The sequence below is a fragment of the Roseobacter sp. SK209-2-6 genome, from assembly GCF_000169455.1.
GTDB lineage: Bacteria > Pseudomonadota > Alphaproteobacteria > Rhodobacterales > Rhodobacteraceae > Pseudophaeobacter.
Genome location: NZ_AAYC01000001.1, coordinates 598,004 through 619,315 on the forward strand (window position 1 = coordinate 598,004; position 21,312 = coordinate 619,315).

General features: G+C 57.2%; 20 protein-coding genes. 11 read left to right on the forward strand and 9 right to left on the reverse strand.

Annotated elements, in window-relative coordinates:
• The first annotated feature begins 10 nt into the window (after positions 1-10).
• Positions 11-1,342 carry a YeaH/YhbH family protein gene (locus tag RSK20926_RS02950; protein ID WP_008204287.1) on the forward strand — a complete coding sequence of 444 codons (1,332 nt, stop codon included), beginning with the start codon at positions 11-13 and terminating at the stop codon, positions 1,340-1,342.
• The gene (locus RSK20926_RS02955) at positions 1,335-2,849 is read left to right on the forward strand and encodes a SpoVR family protein (protein WP_008204288.1); all 1,515 of its coding nucleotides are present in this window, start codon (positions 1,335-1,337) and stop codon (positions 2,847-2,849) included. Before RSK20926_RS02950 ends, RSK20926_RS02955 begins: the two co-directional genes overlap by 8 nt.
• On the opposite strand, the gene RSK20926_RS02960 is transcribed toward RSK20926_RS02955, so the two are convergent.
• Together RSK20926_RS02960 and RSK20926_RS22345 are read right to left on the reverse strand one after the other, a co-directional pair.
• Entirely contained in the window at positions 2,846-4,201 is a 1,356-nt protein-coding gene (locus tag RSK20926_RS02960; protein WP_037253361.1) for an MFS transporter, read from the reverse strand. The genes RSK20926_RS02955 and RSK20926_RS02960 overlap by 4 nt on opposite strands.
• Before the next feature lie 3 nt (positions 4,202-4,204).
• Positions 4,205-4,471 carry a metal-sensing transcriptional repressor gene (locus tag RSK20926_RS22345; RefSeq protein WP_083805715.1) on the reverse strand — a complete coding sequence of 89 codons (267 nt, stop codon included), beginning with the start codon at positions 4,469-4,471 and terminating at the stop codon, positions 4,205-4,207.
• A 142-nt stretch (positions 4,472-4,613) separates the two neighbouring features.
• Between RSK20926_RS22345 and RSK20926_RS02970 the strand changes: the two genes are divergently transcribed.
• The gene (locus RSK20926_RS02970; protein ID WP_008204291.1) at positions 4,614-5,708 is read left to right on the forward strand and encodes a M24 family metallopeptidase; all 1,095 of its coding nucleotides are present in this window, start codon (positions 4,614-4,616) and stop codon (positions 5,706-5,708) included.
• A 254-nt stretch (positions 5,709-5,962) separates the two neighbouring features.
• Here RSK20926_RS02970 and RSK20926_RS02975 read toward each other — a convergent pair whose 3' ends face one another.
• Positions 5,963-7,075: an S-(hydroxymethyl)glutathione dehydrogenase/class III alcohol dehydrogenase gene (locus RSK20926_RS02975; protein WP_008204292.1), complete on the reverse strand. Its 1,113-nt coding sequence runs from the start codon at positions 7,073-7,075 to the stop codon at positions 5,963-5,965.
• 370 nt (positions 7,076-7,445) lie between these two features.
• Here RSK20926_RS02975 and RSK20926_RS02980 point away from each other — a divergent pair, with 370 nt between their 5' ends.
• The gene (locus RSK20926_RS02980; protein WP_037253604.1) at positions 7,446-9,968 is read left to right on the forward strand and encodes a heavy metal translocating P-type ATPase; all 2,523 of its coding nucleotides are present in this window, start codon (positions 7,446-7,448) and stop codon (positions 9,966-9,968) included.
• A 10-nt stretch (positions 9,969-9,978) separates the two neighbouring features.
• On the forward strand, positions 9,979-10,398 hold the full coding sequence (cueR, locus tag RSK20926_RS02985; protein ID WP_008204295.1) for a Cu(I)-responsive transcriptional regulator: 420 nt from the start codon (positions 9,979-9,981) through the stop codon (positions 10,396-10,398).
• On the opposite strand, the gene RSK20926_RS02990 is transcribed toward cueR, so the two are convergent.
• From RSK20926_RS02990 to pcaC, 5 genes are all read right to left on the reverse strand, one after another.
• Entirely contained in the window at positions 10,395-11,066 is a 672-nt protein-coding gene (locus RSK20926_RS02990; RefSeq protein WP_085979692.1) for an HAD family hydrolase, read from the reverse strand. The two genes, cueR and RSK20926_RS02990, sit on opposite strands and share 4 nt — an antisense overlap.
• A 70-nt stretch (positions 11,067-11,136) precedes the next feature.
• Complete coding sequence (locus RSK20926_RS02995) at positions 11,137-11,982, reverse strand: 3-keto-5-aminohexanoate cleavage protein (protein ID WP_008204297.1); 846 nt, start codon at positions 11,980-11,982, stop codon at positions 11,137-11,139.
• Between the two features lie 13 nt (positions 11,983-11,995).
• Complete coding sequence (gene pcaG, locus RSK20926_RS03000; protein WP_008204298.1) at positions 11,996-12,616, reverse strand: protocatechuate 3,4-dioxygenase subunit alpha; 621 nt, start codon at positions 12,614-12,616, stop codon at positions 11,996-11,998.
• Positions 12,616-13,356, reverse strand: coding sequence for a protocatechuate 3,4-dioxygenase subunit beta (gene pcaH, locus RSK20926_RS03005; RefSeq protein WP_008204299.1), 741 nt, complete (start codon positions 13,354-13,356; stop codon positions 12,616-12,618). Before pcaH ends, pcaG begins: the two co-directional genes overlap by 1 nt.
• Positions 13,357-13,392: 36 nt before the next feature.
• A complete protein-coding gene (pcaC, locus tag RSK20926_RS03010; RefSeq protein WP_037253367.1) occupies positions 13,393-13,791 on the reverse strand; it encodes a 4-carboxymuconolactone decarboxylase in 399 nt (132 codons plus the stop codon).
• Positions 13,792-13,911: 120 nt separating this feature from the next.
• On the opposite strand from pcaC, the gene pcaQ reads away from it, so the two are divergent.
• Positions 13,912-14,838, forward strand: a complete 927-nt coding sequence (gene pcaQ / locus RSK20926_RS03015) for a pca operon transcription factor PcaQ (RefSeq protein WP_050773031.1) — start codon at positions 13,912-13,914, stop codon at positions 14,836-14,838.
• Between the two features lie 6 nt (positions 14,839-14,844).
• Here pcaQ and RSK20926_RS03020 read toward each other — a convergent pair whose 3' ends face one another.
• Positions 14,845-15,456: a TetR/AcrR family transcriptional regulator gene (locus tag RSK20926_RS03020; RefSeq protein ID WP_008204303.1), complete on the reverse strand. Its 612-nt coding sequence runs from the start codon at positions 15,454-15,456 to the stop codon at positions 14,845-14,847.
• Between the two features lie 422 nt (positions 15,457-15,878).
• Here RSK20926_RS03020 and RSK20926_RS03025 point away from each other — a divergent pair, with 422 nt between their 5' ends.
• Genes RSK20926_RS03025 through RSK20926_RS03045 form a run of 5 tightly spaced genes read left to right on the forward strand, consistent with a single transcriptional unit; the run spans position 15,879 to position 21,287 of the window.
• A complete protein-coding gene (locus RSK20926_RS03025; RefSeq protein WP_037253370.1) occupies positions 15,879-16,754 on the forward strand; it encodes a branched-chain amino acid ABC transporter permease in 876 nt (291 codons plus the stop codon).
• Positions 16,755-16,758: 4 nt separating this feature from the next.
• Positions 16,759-17,844: a branched-chain amino acid ABC transporter permease gene (locus tag RSK20926_RS03030; RefSeq protein ID WP_008204306.1), complete on the forward strand. Its 1,086-nt coding sequence runs from the start codon at positions 16,759-16,761 to the stop codon at positions 17,842-17,844.
• On the forward strand, positions 17,841-18,608 hold the full coding sequence (locus tag RSK20926_RS03035; protein ID WP_008204307.1) for an ABC transporter ATP-binding protein: 768 nt from the start codon (positions 17,841-17,843) through the stop codon (positions 18,606-18,608). The genes RSK20926_RS03030 and RSK20926_RS03035 overlap by 4 nt, the downstream gene beginning before the upstream one ends.
• Complete coding sequence (locus RSK20926_RS03040; protein WP_008204308.1) at positions 18,608-19,381, forward strand: ABC transporter ATP-binding protein; 774 nt, start codon at positions 18,608-18,610, stop codon at positions 19,379-19,381. The genes RSK20926_RS03035 and RSK20926_RS03040 overlap by 1 nt, the downstream gene beginning before the upstream one ends.
• A 10-nt stretch (positions 19,382-19,391) precedes the next feature.
• The gene (locus RSK20926_RS03045) at positions 19,392-21,287 is read left to right on the forward strand and encodes an AMP-dependent synthetase/ligase (RefSeq protein WP_008204309.1); all 1,896 of its coding nucleotides are present in this window, start codon (positions 19,392-19,394) and stop codon (positions 21,285-21,287) included.
• Positions 21,288-21,312: the final 25 nt, after the last annotated feature.

The following is a 21,312-nucleotide window of genomic DNA, read 5'->3' on the forward strand; positions in this document are numbered from 1 at the left end:
GCTGAACAAGATGCATCAATTCATCGACAGGCGCTCCAACCCAAAGGGTAAAAGTCATGGGAACCGGCAACGGTTCCTGCGACGTGCCCGGGAAAATATCAAGGAGCGCGTTGACCGGTCGGTGCGGGACAAATCTATCCAGGATGGTGATGGAGTTCCCGCCGACGGAGAAAAAGTTACAATCCCGTCCAAGGGATTGAAAGAGCCAAGGTTTTTCCATGGCTCCAAAGGTGGAAATCGCCAATATGTGCTGCCGGGAAACAAGGATTTTGTTGTCGGCGATACCATCCCGAAACCGCAGGGCGGTGCCGGGCAGGGCGGCAAACAGGCTTCGGAAGAGGGGGATGGCGAGGATGAGTTTTCCTTTACCCTAACCCGCGATGAATACCTTGAGATCCTGTTTGACGGGCTGGAGCTGCCGGATCTGGTGGAAAAAAGTATGGTCGAGACAGAGACCATCGGAACCCGCCGCGCAGGCCTCACGACCGCGGGCACGCCCAATAACCTCAACCTGGTGCGCACCATGCGCAATTCCTTGGGCCGTCGTATCGCGTTACGCCGTCCTTCGGCGCAGGAGGAGGCGGAGCTGGAAGCAAAAGTCGCAGAGCTGGAAGCGCTGGACAAACGTACAAAGAAGCAGGAAGAACAGCTGGAAGAGCTGCGTAAGAAACTGGATCTGTTGCACCGTAAACGCAAGGTGGTTGGCTATATCGATCCGCTAGATCTGCGGTATGATACCTTTGTACCCGAGAAGATCCGCAACTCTCGTGCGGTTGTCTTCTGCCTGATGGATGTCTCCGGCTCGATGCAGGAACGGGAAAAGGATCTGGGTAAGCGGTTCTTCCTCTTGCTACATCTCTTCCTGTCGCGCTGCTACGAGCACACGGAACTGGTCTTTATCCGCCACACCCACCACGCGCAGGAGGTGGACGAAGAGACTTTCTTCTACGCCCGTGAAACCGGCGGTACCATAGTGTCCACTGCGCTGGACAAGATGAAAGAAGTCATCGATGAGCGCTATCCACCGGATGAGTGGAACATCTATGGGGCGCAGGCCTCAGATGGGGAGAATTTTGGCAATGACTCGGCACGTTGCCGAGACCTCTTGCTGAATGATTTGCTGCCGGTCTGCCAATACTACGCCTATATGGAAATCGTCGAAGAAAGTGCCGAGACGCTGCTCTCAAACCCCGAAGAGGGTGAAGATCTTTGGCAGAACTACCGTCAGGTAAAAGAGCAGGCGCCGCATTTTGAAATGCAGCGGGTCTCACATCCGGCGCATATCTACCCGATCTTCAGGGAATTCTTCCTGCCACGGGTAAAGGGAGGGCAGAATGCTTGATGCAAAACCAGGTACACCCCTGTTGTATGATGGTCCCGAGTGGACATTCCCTCTGCTTGAGAAGGCTCGGGATGCAATAGAGCAAATCGCTCTCGAAGATCTGGGGTTGAATGTCTACCAGAACCAGATTGAGATCATCTCGGCTGAGCAGATGCTGGATGCCTATTCCTGCGTCGGCCTGCCGCTGATGTATCAACACTGGTCCTTTGGTAAGCATTTTGCGCGGGACGAGGCGCTCTACCGCACCGGTCGTCAGGGTCTCGCCTATGAGATCGTGATCAACTCAAACCCCTGCATCAGCTACAACATGGAAGAAAACACCATGTCGATGCAGACATTGGTGATGGCGCATGCGGCCTTTGGGCATAATCACTTCTTCAAGAACAACTATCTGTTTTTGCAATGGACTGATGCGGATGGCATCCATGACTATCTGGCCTTTGCCAAAAACTACATCTCGGCCTGCGAGGAGCGATATGGGCTTGATGCGGTTGAGGAAATTCTAGATGCGGCCCATGCCCTGCAGACCCAGGGAGTCTTTCGCTATGGTCGACCGCCAAAGCCCACCACCGAAGAGCTGATGGCGATGCAAAAAGTGAGGGACGGCTATGAAAGCAGCCGCAGCCTGTTGGATATCTGGACCGATGCGACTCTGGGACGGGACAAGGACGCAGAGCGTTCGGAAGAACCCTATAGCCAGCGCCGCAAGCAGATGAACCTGCCGCAGGAGAATATCCTTTATTTTCTGGAGAAGCACAGCCCGGTGCTGGAGCCCTGGCAAAAGGAAATCCTGCGTATCGTCAGGGTCCTGGCGCAGTATTTCTACCCGCAGAAACAGACCAAGGTCATGAATGAGGGCTGCGCGACCTTTGTGCATTACTACATCATCAACAAGCTGTTTGAGCAGGGGCGGATAACCGAAGGCTCTTATATGGAGATGATGCATAGCCACACCAATGTGGTCCTGCAGCCGGAATATGATGATCCGCGTTATTCAGGCATCAACCCCTATGCGCTGGGCTTTGCCATGATGATGGATATCAAGCGTATCTGCGAAGAGCCCACTGATGAGGACCGAGAATGGTTCCCGGATATTGCGGGCCATGAGGATTGGCGTGCGGTTTTGCGAGATGCCTGGGCCAACTATCGGGATGAGAGCTTTATCCAGCAGTATCTCTCGCCAAATCTGATGCGCAAGTTCAAGCTTTTTGCCCTGACGGATAATGCCAACCAGAAAGACATGGTTGTAAGTCAGATCCATAATCGGGCTGGCTATAAGGCGATCCGCCGTGCCCTGGCACATCAGTATGACCTGGCCTATCTGGAGCCGGATATTCAGGTCAGCGATGCGGATCTGCGTGGTGATCGCAAACTGATCCTCACCCATACGGTTCGTGACGGGATCCACCTGGAAGAAGAGAACCGGGAGGAGGTCCTAAAACACTTGCGCCGCCTCTGGGGCTATGAGGTGGTTCTGGATGCGGTAGAGGTTTCAGCAGAAAGCTAGGCCTGACCTTTATCAGGGGGAAATTCCTGATGTAGGTCATCGATGATAAATTCATGGGCATGGTTGGAAGGAGTTCCGGCCATGCCCTCTTTTTTATGGGCCAGTAGATGGGGATGGTCCGCTGGTAGATCCGGATGGCTATGTCCGCGGACTTCCGAATCATGACTGGGCCATGCCCGTATCGCATAGATCAACCCAAGCGTGGCAACCCCGGTCAAAACCAGAAGGGACGGGACCATACCAAGGTGGCTCATGCTCCATCCTGCCAGTGGATAGGTGATCAACCAGCATCCATGGGACAGGGTGAACTGTGCTGCAAAAACCGCTGGGCGGTCCTCTGCGCGGGCGGAACGCTTTAGCAGGCGACCTGAGGGGGTGAGGATGGTGGAATAGCCAAGACCAGAGAGGAACCATCCCAACAATACTGCCGCTAACGACGCCCCTGAGACCCAGGAGGAAACAGAAACACCCAGTTGTGCGGAGATGGCAATTGCGGCCCCGGCGAGCATCACGGGGCGATCAGAAAAAAGTTCTAGCAGTTTTGGCAGGGTAAAGGCTGCGAGCATGGAACCGCCGCCAAAGCAGGCCAGCGCCAAGGCGACCATGTCCTCGCTTTGGCCAAGCTCCGCCCGCAAAATGACCACGGTATTGATGATCACGATGGAGCTGATTGCCGCCGCCACGGCAGACAGTCCCAGCAACCCGCGCAGGCGGGGAGTTTTCAGATAGATCCGGATGCCCAATGTGGTCCGGTCATAAAACCCAAGCCGTTTGCTGGGTTTGGGAGAGGGAAGCGCAACGGAGACCACCAGGAGGGCAGAGGCGACAAAGCCAAATGCAGTGCCAAAAAACAGGGAATCTGCGGCAACTAGTGTGAGGAGGATCGCCGCCAGTGTCGGTGACAGCAGACTTTCGATATCAAAGGCTAGTCGCGAAAGGGACAGGGCCTTGGTGTAGTCCTCTTCCTTCGGCAACAAATCCGGAATTGTGGCCTGAAACGCAGGCGTGAACCCGGCAGAGGAAGCCTGCATCAGGAAGATCAATACGTAGATTTGCCAGATCTCGGTGACAAAGGGCAGGGCCAGCGCCACCAGGGCACGGATCACGTCCAGGGTGACCAGCCAAGTTCGACGCGGGTATTGCGTCGCAAGGGCCGCCGCGATCGGAGCGATAGTGACATAGCTGACCATCTTGATGGTCAGGGCGATGCCTAGAACCAGGGCCGCATCCGCTCCCGCTAGATCATAGGCAATAAGACCCAGTGCCACAGTTGCCAGCCCAGTGCCGGTAATAGCGATGATCTGGGCCGCAAACATATGGCGAAACGCCCGGTTTCTGAGGATCGCAAACATGTCTCAGAGGTACCTCGCAATATCTTTGAAAGCTTGGGTGTTGCGCGGCTGCTCCGCCTGGTTGCCTTCAAGACAATGGTCAATATGATCGAGGATCAACTCACGCTTGGCATTGGTTATGGCCTTCTCAACCGCGTGCATTTGCTGCGCGATTTCGGAACATGGCCGCCCTTCGTCAATCATGCTGATGACACGTTTCAAATGGCCATTTGCCCGCTTTAAGCGAGCAGAAATGCGCGGATGGGACTGGTGTGCGTGAGAAGCTGACATAGTCTATGTATCCCCCGGGGGAGGATATTTTCAACCCGGTTTCCGACGGAGCTTAGCCTGATTGACACCCAAGTGGTGAAATTGGATACAATATTCGCATGATGCCCTGCGAAGGGCGAGGGTTGAGCAAAGGGAAGATCGGATGACTGGGTGTCTAAAAGAGTACCAAGAATTGGTCGCAGCGCTGCAGGTTGATGGGCTGGCATTGGTTCCCGGCCCCAATTTCACCCGCGCGCTTGGGCATAGCTTTATGAGCCATGAACGCCCTTTTGTTGTAGTCATACCTGCAAATGGCGCACCCGCTGCCATTGTTCCCAATCTGGAATTGGGTTCCTGGCAGTTGGTTGGTTTTGAAGGTGCCGTGTTTGATTGGCGGGATCAGGATGGGTATGGACAGGCCTTTGCGGATCTGGCCCGGCACCTGCCCCTGAAGCGCATCGCGGTTGAGGGGCAGGTGATGCGGGTCTTTGTGCATCACGCGTTCAAACAGGCACTGCCGGAGTTGGAGATCCTGGACGCGGAGCGAGAGATCTCTGGCCTGCGTATGATCAAAACGGCAGCCGATATCGCTGCGATGGAGGCGGCGATCACTATTTCAGAGCGTGCGTTGCACGCGGTTCTGAGGCAGGTTGAGATTGGTCAGACCGAAAAACAGATTGAGGCGGCTCTTATCCAGGCGCTCTTTGCCGAAGGGGCGGATGATCTGGCCTTTTCGCCCATCGTGGCCGCAGGGGATAACTCAGCGCGGCCCCATGCCCATGCGCGCAGCGACTACCAGATCCAGGATGGCGATGCGCTGCTCTTTGATTTTGGTGCTAGAAAAAACGGTTTTTGCGCCGATATAACCCGCACGGTCTTTGTTGGCAGCGTCAGCGAGGAGGGGCGCGCGGTTTATGAAACTGTGCTGCGTGCCAATCAGGCCGGGCTGGACATCACCCGTGCAGGCGTAACCGCGCATGAGATTGACGATGCGGTAACCGGCGTACTGGAGGCCTCGCCCTTTGCGGATCGCATCAAGACCAAAACTGGCCACGGGTTGGGGCGCGAGGTGCATGAAGCCCCCTATGTGATGCGCGGAAATCATCAGGTCTTACCAGCCGGAACCGTCTATACCAATGAGCCAGGCCTCTATGCCCTGGACAAATTCGGTGTGCGTATCGAAGATGACATTTTGATCACCGAAGAGGGGTATCGCAGCCTCACGCAGTTTCCAAAAGAGCTGATGATCGTGGGATAGCCTACTCCCGGCAAGGCGGTTGGTTGCAACGGAAAGGCGCGGACCAATTCGGCCGCGCCTTCCTAATTCTTGTCAGATTGGAGTGGGCTAGAGCCTCGTCAAAGTAAACTGAAACGCTTGCGAGGAAGTGCAAGGGTGGCGGCTGACCTTGGGAAGGTGCAGAGCGCCTTCCCGCGGGGAAGGTCAGGCGCTGCCCGGCCCATGAGCCGGGCCGGACTTCAAACGCAAATCGTTTTAGGTATTCAGCACTTGGCTTAGAATTCCACCACTGCGCGGATGGATTTGCCCTCGTGCATCAGGTGGAAGCCTTCGTTGATCTCGTCCAGGGTCAGCTTGTGGGTGATCATCGGGTCGATCTCGATCTTGCCGTCCATGTACCAATCAACAATTTTCGGCACGTCGGTGCGGCCCGAAGCGCCACCAAAGGCGGTGCCGCGCCAGGAACGGCCGGTGACCAGCTGGAAGGGGCGGGTGGAGATCTCGGCACCTGCTGGCGCCACACCGATGATGATGCTCTCCCCCCAGCCCTTGTGCGCGCATTCCAGCGCAGTGCGCATGACGTTGACGTTGCCGGTGGCGTCAAAGGTGTAATCCGCGCCGCCGCCGGTCAGCTCAACCAGATGGGCGACCAGATCGCCCTCAACCTCTGCGGGGTTCACAAAATGGGTCATGCCGAAATGGGTCGCCATTTCCACTTTGCCAGGGTTTAGGTCGACACCAACGATCTGGTCGGCACCAGCCAGTTTCAGGCCCTGGATCACGTTGAGGCCAATGCCGCCCAGACCAAAGACCACAGCGGTGGAACCGATCTCCACCTTGGCGGTGTTGATCACCGCACCAATGCCGGTGGTGACGCCGCAACCGATGTAGCAGATCTTGTCAAATGGCGCGTCCTTGCGCACCTTGGCCAACGCGATTTCCGGTACCACCGTGTGGTTGGCGAAGGTTGAGCAGCCCATGTAGTGATGAATTGGCGTGCCATCCAGCATGGAGAAACGGGTGGAACCGTCGGGCAAGAGGCCCTGGCCCTGCGTCGAACGGATCGACTGGCAGAGGTTGGTTTTGGGGTTGAGGCAGTATTCGCACTCACGGCACTCGGGCGTGTAGAGCGGGATCACGTGATCGCCCACTTCCAGGCTGGTTACGCCCTCGCCCACTTCGACCACTACACCTGCGCCCTCGTGGCCCAGGATCGCCGGGAAGATGCCCTCTGGATCATCGCCAGAACGGGTAAACTCATCGGTGTGGCACAGGCCTGTTGCCTTGATTTCCACCAGAACCTCGCCCGCTTTTGGGCCTTCGAGGTTCACTTCCATCACTTCGAGCGGTTTGCCCGGAGCAACGGCTACGGCTGCACGTGTGCGCATCATATTCGCGGTCCTTCGTCCTGTTGTCAGAGAGGCTGCTCCTGGGCAGCGCATCTCCTGAAATTCTTGTCCCGCCCGGTTTCCAGCGACCAGAAGTGGCTGAAAATCAAATACCCGGGTCCGGGCCTGCCTAGCGTTACATTCGCCAAACTCATGAGGCAAGCCTTGCCTTTTTACCTTCCTTTTTACTCTTTTTGTTGCAGGCGACAAAAGCGACGTAAAATGGCGCGTTCCGGCCAATTGACCTGAAACAAAGCCAAAGGAGTTAGGCAGAGCCTATCCATTGTTTCGAAAAAACTTTTGCAAGAAAGCGAAAAAGAACGCCTTGACCTTCCCCTCACTGGAAGCCCCATATCCGGTGAAGGCAAGGATGACTTCTGGGAAATGCGTAGTGGAACAGCATCAAATAACATTGCAAGTGACTGGGTTAAACTGTGCGGGTTGCGCAGGCCGCGCCGAGCGAGCGCTGGCTGCAGTCGAAGGCGTGCAGAGCGCCTCTGTGAACCTCGCAAATGCGCGGGCTGTGGTAGAAGCCCCTTCAGATCTTCCGGTGTCAAAAATGACGGAGGCATTGGCTCAGGCTGGCTACCCCGCAGCGATCACCAGTCTGACCCTGAACATAGAGGGGCTGAGCTGTGCCTCTTGTGTGGGCCGTGCTGAGGCCGCATTGCAAGCGGTGCCCGGTGTTGTCTCTGCCGAAGTCAACCTGGCTTCGGAACGGGCAGAGATCCACTATTTGACCGGAGCAGCAAGGGGCGCGGATTTTGTTGCGGCAGGTGCTGCTGCGGGATACCCGGCTATACTGCACGGGCATGAAGCGGATGCGGCAGAGCAGGCCAGTCAACGTAAGGCGGATGAAATCCAAGCGCTCAAACGGCAAGTGCTGATTGCCGGTTTGCTCACACTGCCGGTGTTTGTGATCGAGATGGGAGGGCATATGGTGCCCGTCTTGCACCATTGGGTCATGGCCAATATCGGCCAGCAGAGCAGCTATCTTTTTCAGTTTGCCCTGACCACACTGGTTCTGGCCTGGCCGGGGCGGCAATTCTATCAAAAGGGCTTTCCAGCCCTGCTGCGCGGTGCCCCGGATATGAATGCTCTCGTCGCGCTGGGCACTTCGGCAGCCTATGGGTTCTCACTGGTCTCGACCTTTGCGCCCAACATGCTGCCAGCGGGCACGGCCAATGTCTATTACGAGGCCGCCGTCGTCATCGTGGTGCTGATCCTGACCGGGCGCCTCTTGGAAGCACGCGCCAAAGGCCGCACCGGTGCTGCAATCCGCAAGCTGGCGGGGCTGCGGCCCAAAACGGCCTGGCTTTTGCGCGGGGAGGAAGCGGTTGAAACCGCGGTGGATCAGATCATTGCCGGGGATCTGTTGCGGGTGCGCCCGGGAGAGCGGATCGCGGTGGACGGAGTGGTCCTTTCCGGCTCGTCCTATGTGGATGAAAGCATGCTCAGCGGTGAGCCCATTCCCGTTGCCAAGGAAAAAGGTGCGGAAGTCTCTGCCGGGACGGTGAATGGCGCCGGAGTGCTGGAATTCCGCGCCACTCGTGTCGGCCATGAGACCGCCTTGGCACAGATCATCCAGATGGTGGAGCAGGCCCAGGGAGCCAAGCTGCCTGTGCAGGGGCTGGTGGACCGGATCACGCTCTGGTTCGTTCCGGCAGTGATGGCGGTGGCCGCGCTAACCGTCGTGTCCTGGCTGGTGCTGGGGCCCGCGCCTGCACTGCCTTTGGCGCTGGTCGCTGGGGTTGCGGTCCTGATCATTGCCTGCCCCTGCGCTATGGGTCTGGCCACGCCAACTTCGATCATGGTCGGGATTGGACGGGCCGCGCAGATGGGCGTTTTGTTCCGCAAGGGGGACGCGTTGCAGCGCCTGCAAGAGGTCAAGGTGGTGGCACTCGACAAGACTGGGACCCTAACACAGGGGCATCCGGCTTTGACGGGTTTCCAGGCGGCAGCGGGTTTTGAACGCGAGGCGGTCTTGCGCCTGGTTGGCGCAGCGGAGGCGCAATCGGAGCATCCCATTGCCCGCGCTTTGGTTGCCGCGGCGGGCAGGAACCTGCCCCAGGCCGAGAACGTCGAAGCCATCCCAGGCTTTGGCGTGCGGGCCAGCGTTGAGGGGCAGGAGGTTCTGATTGGCGCGGCCCGGTTGATGCGCCGTGAGCAGGTCGAATTTGCAGAGCTGGAACAACAGGGCAAAGACTGGGCCGAGAACGGCGAAACCCCGTTCTACGTGGCCATCAACGGCGAGGCAGCGGCCGCGCTTGCGGTTGCCGACCCCTTGAAACCCGGAACGCCTGAAGCCATCCGACTGCTGCAATCTCAGGGGTTGAAGGTCGCCATGATCACCGGAGATGCACAGGGAACGGCTGAGGCCATTGCGACACGTCTTGGCATCGACGCAGTGCGCGCAGAATGCCTGCCGGGCGACAAGGTTACGGCGATCAACAGTCTGCGGGCGGAATTCGGACCGCTGGGTTTTGTCGGCGACGGGTTGAACGATGCCCCGGCTTTGGCGGCGGCAGAGACCGGCATTGCTATAGGAACGGGCACCGATGTGGCAATCGAGGCCGCTGATGTGGTGCTGGTTTCGGGTGACTTGCGCGGTGTGTTGAACGCGCTCACAGTTAGCCGTGCCACCATGCGTAATATCCGCCAGAACCTCGGATGGGCCTTTGGCTACAATGTGCTACTGATCCCGGTGGCGGCTGGTTTGCTTTACCCCTTTGGTGGACCTCTTTTGTCGCCTGCATTGGCGGCGGGGGCCATGGCGCTCTCCAGTGTTTTTGTCCTCTCTAATGCTTTGCGCTTGCACCGGCTAAAAGCGCTCATACATGATGAGGGGAAGGTAGCCGCGCCTTCGGTTCTGGCTCCTGGCGCGGCAGAGTAAGAGGTTTTGCATGAATATCGGTGATGTTGCGGCCCGCTCAGGGCTGCCAGCCAAGACAATCCGCTACTATGAGGACATCGGCCTCATCAAACCGCACCGCAGCGAGAACGGCTATCGCTGCTTTGCGGAGACTGATTTGCACAAGCTGGCCTTTCTGGGCCGTGCGCGGGCGCTGGGTTTCACCATCGAAGATTGCCGCATGCTGATGGCGCTCTATGAGGACAACAGCCGTGCCAGTGCAGATGTGAAAAAACTAGCAAACGAGCACCTTTGCAAGATCGAAGCCAAGATCGCGGATCTGCAGGCTATGCGCGATACCTTGACCGAGCTGGTCAAATGCTGCGCCGGCGACGACCGGCCGGACTGCCCGATCCTGAAGGATCTGTCTGGTGAGGCGATGGCTGATACGCCGGAAAGCGGCGGCGCTTAGCCCCGAAGTTCCAATCCCAGCAAGCCGGGCAGTTGTGCCATGGCGGTAAATGGCTGGGCGCCGAACAGACGGCCCGGCGGGAGGGCACTGGCGGCCGTATAGGCAAAGCAACCCATACCCGCCGCCTGTGCCGCCTCTACCCCGCTGGGGCTGTCTTCCACCACCAGACAGTGTTCTGGCGCTGCACCATGAAACTCTGCCGCATGCAGAAACACATCCGGTGCTGGTTTGCTGCGACCAACCTCGTAGGCAGAATGGATGCGACCCTCAAAGAAGGGCAATAGCCCTGTGCAGGACAGGGTGATTTCGATCTTGTCCCGCAGCCCGTTGGATGCGACGCAGATGGGAATGCCGCTGCTGGTCAGCGCATGCAACACCTCTGCAATGCCGTCAACGGCCACGCAATCGCGCTCCAGCTCGACCATGGCCTCGGAATAAAAGGCTTCGGGCCAATCCGCCGGTATCGGGAGCGCTTGCGAGAGCAGATAGGTTTCCACATCGGTTTTGCTTTTGCCAATGAAAGCAGCGCAGCACTCCGTATGTGTCAGGCTGGCGCCAGCCTTGATCAGGTGCCGGTGCAAGACCCGCAGAAAAATCGGCTCTGAATCTACCAGAACACCGTCGCAATCGAAGATGACCAAAGCGGGCTTGCCTGCTAAAAATGCCAAAACTCAATTCCCTTGCCTGAAACAGATCGGCACTTTAGCGCGCATAGGTTGCAAGGCAAAGGGTGTCAGATCAGGCCGGACGCAGCTCTAGGATCTGTCGGGCCTCCTGCCAAGTGGCGACGGGTCGCTCGTATTTCTCGCAGAGCTCTACAGCGCGTTGGACGAGAGCGGCATTGGAGGGGGCAAGGGTCTCCCTATCCAGGCGCAGGTTATCTTCCAACCCGGTGCGGGTATGTCCGCCTGCGGCGATGGCCCATTCGTTGACCTGCAATTGCCCGGCACCAATGCCCGCGCCGCACCATTCGGCCTCTGGTGCCAGTCGCTTTACCGTCTGGATGTAGAAATCAAATGTCTCTCGATCCACTGGCATGGCGTTCTTCACTCCCATGACAAACTGCACGTAGAGCTTGCCGGGAATGGCGCCCTTGCGGTTCAGCTTCACCGCCTGGTGGATATGGGAGAGGTCAAAAGCCTCGATCTCGGGCTTGACCTCATATTGCCGCATTTCCGAGGCCAGCCAATCCACAAGATCCGGCGGGTTCTCATAGACGCGGGTTGGGAAATTGTTGGAGCCCACCGAGAGCGAGGCCATATCGGGGCGCAGAGGTAGCATTCCGCCACGCGCCTTGCCCGCACCTGAGCGGCCGCCGGTGGAGAGCTGAATGATCATGCCGGGGCAATGTTCCTGCAGCCCCTCCATCAAGCGGGCAAAACGCTCAGGGTCCGAAGTCGGCGTGCCGTCCTCCTCACGCACATGGCAATGGGCGATGGCGGCGCCAGCCTCAAAGGCGGCCTGGGTGCTTTCGATTTGTTCAGTGACCGTGATGGGCACTGACGGGTTATGCGCCTTCTGCGGCACGGATCCGGTGATGGCAACGCAGATGATGCAGGGTTTGCCCTGAGCTTCAGTTGTCATGTCTCTGAACTCCCTAGATGTCGAAGAAGACGGTTTCATCTTCGCCCTGCAGACGGATGTCAAAACGGTAGAGCAACTGGCCCTCTTGGTCGCTGCGTTTTGCGATCAGGGTCGCGCGGCGGCGTTCCCACTCAACGAGGTTGATCACCGGGTCCTTGGCATTGGCCGCGGCCTCATCATCGAAGTAGATCCGGGTATTGAGGCCGGTATTGATACCGCGTGCCACAATCCAGAGGTTGATATGCGGGGCCATCATCTGCCCATTGCGGCCCATGACGGGACCGGGTTTGATGGTATCAAAGCCCCATTCGCCTGTCTCAAAATCGGTGATGACACGACCCCAGCCACGAAACCCCTCTTCGGTCTCGCCGGGATGCTCGCGGTGGGCGTAAATCCCTGCCGCATTGGCCTGCCAGGCCTCCAGCAATACGTCCTTGACTGGTGAGCCGGTGCCGTCGATGACCAGACCCTCGACACGGATGCGCTCCCCCTTGGCATTAGGACCTGCGATTTCCTGTCCCAGCTCTTGCTCGTAGATCTGAAACCCCGCGGCGCCAGGGGCGAGGCCGATATGCACATAGGGGCCTGCGGTCTGAGAGGGGGTTTCCTTGAGGTAGTTGAGATCCTGCTGCATCAGTTTCCCTCCAGCCGGTTTTCAAACAGGGTTGAGCGCCGCCCGCGCAGCACGATGTCGAATTTATATGCGATTGTATCCAGCGGAATGGTGGCATTCATATCCAGACGCGCAATGAGCTGATCCACCGCAGCCGGATCGGGAATAGTATTCACGATCGGGCAACGGGCGATGAGGGGGTCGCCTTCAAAATAAAGTTGGGTGATCAGGCGCTGGGCAAAGCCGGTGCCAAAGACAGAGACATGGATATGGGCCGGACGCCAGTCATTGACCCAGTTGCGCCAAGGATAGGCGCCGGGTTTCACGGTGCGAAAGTAGTAATATCCCTCTGCATTGGTCATGGTCCGCCCGCAGCCGCCAAAATTGGGATCCAGTGCGCCCAGATAGCTGTCTTTCTTATGCCGGTAGCGGCCTGAAGCATTGGCCTGCCAGATCTCGACAAGTGTCTCCGGTACCGGACGGGCGTTTTCGTCCAGCACCCGGCCATGGACGATGATGCGCTCTCCAATCGGGCTTTGCCCGGCAGCGGCAAAATTGCTCAGGAGGTCATTGTCGGTTGGGTTCAGATCATTGTGCCCAAAGGTCGGACCGGTGATCTCGCTGGCGGTATTCTCCAGGCTGATCAAGGGAAACTGAGGGGAACGGGTCACCGAGGTTTTGTAATCCTTGGCATAAGCAGGCGGATGCCAGCGCCGGTCGCGCTGATAGAACTCTGCCTGCTGTAAAGGCCTGTCTTGCATCTCTGGGTGTCCTTTTCTGTGCTGCTGCGCGAATGCTCAGGTCTGGTCAGCGGAGGTCTCCGCCTCCATCTCAGCATAGGTCTGTTTGGCTAGTTTCAGGGCGTGATTGGCGCGGGGAACCCCGGCGTAGATTGCCACATGCTGAAAGGCCTCTATCACATCCTGTTTGCTGGCGCCGGTCCGTGCGGTGGCGCGGATATGCATTGGAATCTCGCTGAAATTCCCAAGGGCCGCCAAAAGAGCCAGGGTCAGCATGGAGCGTTCACGCGGTGCAATGCCATCGGAGGCCCAGACCGTGCCCCAGGCGCCTTCGGTGATCAGGGATTGAAAGGCGGTATCAATATCAGTCTTGGCGTCCTCGGCGCGATCAACATGCGCATCGCCCAAGGTGGCGCGTCGGACGGACATTCCTATGTCAAAACGATTTTCTGTCATGCCCTATTCCTAGCCACTGTTCCTTGTCACTGTCCCGCGTGTTCTGGGTGATGGAACTGTTGCATATCAAAAATGCACTGTATAATGCGAAAATATGGATAAATGCATGGCAAAAATGATATGAGATTGTCTGCTCAGCTCAAGCTGCGTCACCTGGAGGTCTTTGTTGAGGTGGCGCGCCAGAACAGTGTGACCCTGGCGGCTGAGGCGCTGGGGATGACCCAGCCTGCCGCAACTAGGGCCTTGCGAGAGCTGGAAACCGTCTGTGGCAAACCCCTGGTGGAGCGCGATGGCCGGGGTATTCGGCTCTCTGCCTATGGGGAGATGTTCCGGGATCACGCTGGGCGAAGTCTGGCGCTGGCCCGTGATGGCGTTTCTTTGCTGCAAGGGCTGGAAGCGGAAGAGGGGACAAGGCTGGCAATCGGTGCTCTGCCAACGGTCGCGGCCAATCTGGTGCCTGACGCTGTGGCGCAGATCAACGCCGAAGGTTCGCGCAGCCGCATTGGCGTGGTGTCCGGCGACAACAGATACCTTCTGGATCAGCTGCGGCGCGGGCATCTGGACTTGGTTGTCGGGCGCCTGCCTGCACCGGAACAGATGGCGGGGGTTGAGTTTCAGACGCTATTCCATGAGAGCGTCGCTGTTGTGGTATCCAACACACATCCGCTCGCATCTGAGGTGGAGCTTTCACCGGATACCTTTGAGAATTTCCCGGTTCTGATGCCTACCGAGGGGTCTATCATCCGTCCTTTGGTTGAAGGCATGTTCCTGGAGCAAGGGATAATCGCACCCAAATTCCCTCTCGAGACGGTTTCATCTGAATTTGGACGCCGGTTCGTCTATCAGCATCAGGCCATCTGGATCATCAGCCAGGGTGTCGTCCAAGAGGATCTGGAGCAAGGCCGCATGGTTCGCTTGCCCATTCAAACCTCTGGGACATCTGGCCCGGTCGGGATTTGTCTGCGAAGAGAGCATCAGCTCTCGCCGGCTGCGACACGTTTTAGTTCTGTTTTACGGGAGCTGAGCAAAAACCGGTTTCTGGTCTGAAACAGGTCAGGAACGCAGGCTCGCCAGGGCCATGCTGGTCACATCGCGTGCGATTGTATCGAGGAACTCCTGCGATGCCCCGCGTTCGGGGCGGAACCAAAAAACCGGTGAGTTGAGAATCAGCATCAGGCCTGCCACGGCGACAGTCAGATTGCGATCTTCAATAGAGCCCTCGCTGATTCCACGGGCGATTTGCTCTCGAAAAAGCAGCTCATAAGCCCGCTGTCCCTGTCGGACACGATCCTGCAGGTCCTTTTCCACATCTGTAACCGCCTTGGCACGCGCGCCTGTGTAAGTCTGCAGAATCACCTTGTGGTAGGCAAGACTGTTCAGGACCGTATAGACATGAGTACGGCTCATGTTGGTTAAACACGCCAGGGCCGGGAGTGCGGCGTCGACAACAGGTTCGACGGCAGAATGGGTGAAGCTAGCTGCGCGAAGTTGAACCGCCGCGAGCAGGGCACCCTTTGAGGGGAAATGATGGTAAATCCGACCTTTAGTAGATCCAAGCCGGGCGGCAATATCATCGATTGAAGCTGCTTCCGCCCCTAGCGACATAAAACACTCCGCCGCTGCGTCGAGGATTTCACGTTTTGAAGAGCTAAGGGGTTCGAGCATCGTTGCGCCAAGGAAGAAAAAGGATCTTTGAGCTGGTAGCAGGCTTCCCACCTAGGGCGCAATCTCCGCATGATGTGAGGGTCAGAACCTGTGGCAAAGCACAGACAGCCGAGGGGATTCGGGTGTCGAAATCTTCGCTTGTGGGTTGATCGCAAGCAACACCAGAGACCGCATTGAGAAGAAACTTCTACAAGACGATTGAAAGTAGCCTAGGCGTGAAAAGGCCTAAAAAACAGGCTGTATTTACCGTTCTGACGCTGGGTCGCTGCAATTGACAGGTCAAAAACATACTCTTTAGTCTGTTTTGCAGAGGCTGGGGAAATGCGCACTGGAGAAGGTGCCTGACGTTTTCGTGAACAGCACAAAAGGCCTGCTTGGCGCAGGCTTGTATTCCGCTCCCAAGAGGGCGGGGGGAGGACAATTTGGAAGTATTGCAGCTCTTGGTCAGCGGGCTTGCGAATGGCTGTGTCTACGGCTTGATCGCGCTTGGCTTTGTTCTGATCTACAAGGCCACAGAGGCGGTGAATTTCGCCCAGGGTGACTTCATGATGCTTGGCGCCTTTGTGGCGCTTGGACTCACAAATGCGCAATATCTAGATTTGCCATTTTGGATCGCCGCACCCTTGACGATTTCGATCATGGCGGTGTTCGGGTATCTGCTGGATCTCTTTGTGCTTCGTCATCTTTTTGGGCAGAGTCAAACGGCTGTGGTCATTCTGACGATAGCTATGGGGTTTGTCCTGCGCTTTATCGCCGGCCTGATCTGGGGGCATGAGCCGCAGACATTGGAAAGCCCGCTGGCGCTTGGGGATTTGCAGTTTGGCGGCGTGGTGCTGGGCATGGCGGATGTGGCGGTCATCGTGGTGACCTTCCTGCTGACCTGGTCGCTTTACCAGTTCTTTCAAAAAACCAAACTGGGTTTGGCGATGCAGGCAGCCAGCCAGAACCAGATGGCGGCCTATTTCATGGGGATCCCTGTAAAACGTGTGCAGGGGCTGATCTGGGGCTTGTCCGGGGCAACTGCAGCCGTTGCGGGGATACTTTTTGCCTCCAAAGGGGCGATTGATCCAAACGCAGGACTTCTGGGGATTAAGGCCTTTGCGGCGGCAGTGATTGGCGGCTTTGGTTCCTTGCCTGGTGCATTGGCCGGGGGGCTGATCGTTGGCGTCATCGAACCCTTTGCAGCCCGCTATTTTGCTGCTGGGTATTCGCAGATCGCTCCCTATGCGCTTTTGCTGGCGGTGCTGGTTTTCCGCCCGCATGGGCTGTTCAGCCAAGTGCGCGTAAAGAAGGTCTGATCAGATGCGGATCCATTTCAAAACCTCTTACGAACACGATATCCGACTGTTTCAGGACCGCTGGACCTTGGGTGTCTATGCTGCGCTTCTGGCTTTGGCTTTTGCGTTGCCCTACTTGATTGATGAGTTTTACCTTGGCGAAGTCACCAATGTACTGATCTGGGCGATTGCCGGTCTTGGTTTGATGTTGCTTACCGGTCAGACCGGCCAGGCCAGCCTGGGGCACGCGGCCTTTCTGGCGGTGGGCTGCTATACCAATACGATCCTGATTGAACAGGGTTTGCCCTTTGTCATTGCTTTCCCGCTTGCCGGGGTCATCACCGGTGTAATCGGAACGATAGTCGCCATTCCTGCACTTCGTCTGCATGGGATTTACCTGGCGATTGCCACCATTGCTCTGTCGATCCTGGCGGATGACATCATTGTTTTGATGGAGCCCTGGACCGGTGGGGTTTCCGGCAAGTTCCCGGAAATGATAACTATTTTCGGGTTCGAGATCGAACGTTGGACCATGCCATCGCGGTTCTACTATCTGGTTCTGGTCGTCACTATTTGCTGCACATTGTTCTACCGCAATCTGCTGCGTTCCCCCTTGGGGCGTGCCTTTGCGGCGGTGCGCGATAGTGAGGTCTCTGCCACTGCGATGGGCGTGCATATCGCGCGTACTAAGGCAACCGCCTTTGGGCTTTCCTGCATGATCACCGGCTGGGCCGGGGCCCTGATGGGCTACTATGCCGGCACCTTCAACAACGAGACCTTCTCGATCGTGATCTCCATCACCTTGTTGATGATGATTGTTATTGGCGGCTTAGGATCGATCCATGGTGCCTTTTTCGGGGCCGTAGTTGTCGCCTTCCTGCCGCAGGCGCTTTCGATCCTGAAGGATGGACTGGTTGGCGGTGGGGTTGCCATTCCAGGGCTGGAGACCGGGGTCTTTGGTATGATCCTGATCCTGTTCATCCTGTTTGAGCCCATGGGTATCTACGGGCGTTGGCTCAAGATCCGCATCTGGCTGGAGCTCTTCCCCTTTGCCCGCAAAGACATGTTCCGTCGCCAGAAATCCTATCTGAAAACGGAGCGCCTGAGATGAGCCTTTTGGAAATCAACAATGCCACGCTCAAATTCGGCGGTGTGGTCGCGGTGAATGATCTGAGCTTTTCGGTGGAGGAAGGCGAAGTCTATGCGATCGTCGGGCCCAATGGAGCCGGAAAGTCCACGGTCTTCAATCTGATCTCTCGCTTTTATGAACCCTTCGCTGGCAAGTTTACTTTTGATGGTCAGAACCTGTTGGATCGCGAACCGGATGAAGTTGCGGATCTGGGCATTGCCCGGACCTTCCAGAATATCGAACTCTTTGATCATGCGACCGTGCTGCAGAACCTACTGGTCGGCCGGCACCGGCACCGCAAGACCACACTTCTAGAGGAGATGTTCTTTGCCCCACGTGTGCGGCGGGAAGAGCACCGTCACAGGGAGGCTGTGGAGGAGGTCATCGATTTCCTTGATCTGCAGCCTTACCGCAACAAGATGATCGCAGGGTTGCCTTATGGGGTGCGCAAAGTGGTGGAGCTGGGGCGTGCTCTTGCCTCTGGCCCGCGCCTGCTGCTCCTGGATGAGCCGGCTTCAGGCCTCTCGGTGGAGGAAACCCAGGACATGCGCTGGTGGATTGATGACATCCGCAAGCAGATGGGCATCACCGTTTTGATGGTGGAACACGATATGGGTCTGGTCTCTGGTGTTTCTGACCGGGTTCTGGCCTTGGCCGATGGCGCAAAACTGGCCGAAGGCACACCCGCAGAGGTGCAATCCAATCCGGCGGTGATCGAGGCCTATCTGGGAGCGGGGGCGGCGTGATGGGGGAAGCTTTGCTGGAAATCAACAACCTGGAGAGCTTCTATGGCCCGATCATGGCGATCCGAGGGGTGTCATTGAAAGTTGACAAGGGGCAGATCGTAGCCGTGCTGGGGGCCAATGGCGCCGGTAAGTCCACATTGCTCAAGACCATTTCCGGGATCATGGATCCCGAAAAGGGCGAGGTGCTCTTCGATGGTCAACCGATCCAGGGGCACGAACCGCACAAGATTGTGGAGCAGGGCATCGTGCATGTGCCAGAGGGGCGTGAGGTGTTTCCACTTCTCACCGTGGATGAGAACCTTAGCCTTGGCGCCTATACGCGCGGTGACAGGGCAGAGATTGAGCGGGATCGGGAAATGGTCTTTGACTATTTTCCAATTCTGGCGGAACGTCGTGGTCAAGAAGCTGGGACGCTTTCGGGTGGACAGCAGCAGATGCTGGCCATTGGCCGCGGGCTGATGCTGCGGCCAAAGATCATGTTGCTGGATGAGCCGAGCCTGGGCCTGTCTCCTCTGCTGGTGCAAGAAATCTTTGCTATTCTACGTCGCCTGAACAGCGAAGAGCATGTGACCATGATGCTGGTTGAACAGAACGCGCGCATTGCGCTGGAGCTCGCCGACATTGGCTATGTGATGGAGATCGGGCGCATCGTGATGGATGGTTCAGCGGATCGCCTGATGGAAAGCGAGGATATCAAATCCTTCTACTTGGGGCATCAGGAAGAAGGTCAGCGCGGCGAAAAACGCTGGAAACGCAAGAAGACCTGGCGCTAGGGGGATTGAAATGAACATGCAGACTTCAGTCACGGGGACACCCTCACAGATAGAAATCAATGGCGTCTCCTTTAATGCCGATCCTGGCCAACGCCCCATTCTGGTGGACGGTTGCGATACCATTCCAAAACTGTTCGAGACCCGTTGCAAAACCCTGGGCGTCCGGACGGCGCACCGGGAAAAGGACATGGGGATCTGGAAGAGCTACTCTTGGTCGGATTACTGGGACCATGCCAAGTGGATCGGGCTGGGCCTCCTCTCTCTGGGTTTGAAACGCGGCGAGGTTATCTCGATCCTTAGCGAAGACAGGCGTGAGTGGCTTTACACGGATATGGGGGTGCAGGGGGCAGGCGGCATCGCCTCGGGTGTCTATACTACCGACTCCGCCGCGCAATTGGCCTATCTGGTCAATGACAGCGACAGCCGCTTCCTGTTTGTTGAAAACGATGAGCAGCTCGACAAATATCTGGAAATTGCGGATCAGGTTCCCGGCCTTGCCAAGGTCATCATCTATGAGCGTGATGGGCTGCATGACCTGGAACATGATGCCTGTTTATTCCTGGATGAGCTCTACGATCTGGGTCGCGCCTATGAGGCGCAGCATCCGGGCAGCTTTGAAGCGGAGATCGCGAAATCCCGACCTGAGGATACTGCGCTTTTGATCTATACCTCTGGCACCACTGGTATGCCCAAGGGCGCGATGCTGGGGCATGAGAACGTGCTGGCCTCTATGGAGTCCGGGGCCCGCGCCCTGGAAGTGAGCCGTGAAGATGAGCAACTATGCTTTTTGCCGCTCTGCCACATTCTGGAACGCAATGTCTCGGTCTATTTCCCGCTTGGCGCCGCTAGTACGGTGAATTTTGCTGAAAGCCCCGAGACGGTTTTTGACAACATGCAGGAAGTCTCACCCGCGACTTTCTTTGCGGTGCCGCGCGTTTGGGAGAAAATCTACTCGCGGGTGCTTGTCCTGGCACAGGAAGCAACGCCGCTGGGGCGCTGGGCTTTCCATCAGGCGATCAAGGCGGGCGCAGCACGCGCCGACTATGTGATGACCGGAAGAGAGGCCCCCAGTGGTGTGTCTGCACGATATGCCTTTTGGGACTTTGCTGTCTTGCGCAACCTGCGGCGGATGCTGGGCATGGATAAGATGCGCCGGGGTGGCACCGGTGCGGCGCCCATCTCACCAGAGCTGTTGAAATGGTACTGGTCTATCGGTGTGCCCCTGATCGAAGGCTATGGAATGACCGAGAATGCGGGCATTTCCACCATCAACACGCTTGAGAAAAACAGCCCCGGCACAGTTGGGCGACCGGTTCCTGGCGTTCAGCTCAGGATCTCGGAGGAGGGAGAGATTCAAACTCTGGGCCTGAACAATTTTCAGGGCTACTGGCGTAACAATGAGAAGACCGCCGAGACCTTTACCGCCGACGGCTGGTTGCGGACAGGGGATGTTGGCCGCGTTGATGAAAACGGGGATTTGACAATTACTGGTCGTATTAAAGATATAATTATTACAGCCGGAGGAAAAAATATTACCCCAGCGGAAATAGAAAGCCGCCTAAAATTTAGTCACTATATTGCCGATGCAGTTATTATTGGAGATCGGCGCAAGTATTTGACCTGTCTGATCATGATTGACCAGGAAAATGTGGAAAAGTTTGCACAAGACAGGAAGATACCCTTTAGTGATTTTGCGTCTCTTTGTGCTGCTCCGGAAGTTGTTGAACAAATTCGGCAAGAGGTCGAAGCGGTGAACAAGGATTTCGCCCGCGTTGAGCAAATCAAGGACTTCCGCCTGATCAATGTTCTTTTGACAGCAGAAGACGACGAGCTCACCGCGACTATGAAACTGAAACGCAGCTTCGTGGAGAAGAAACACAAGGCATTGATCGAAGAGATGTACTGACGGTGCCCTTGGCGCACCGCAAAGG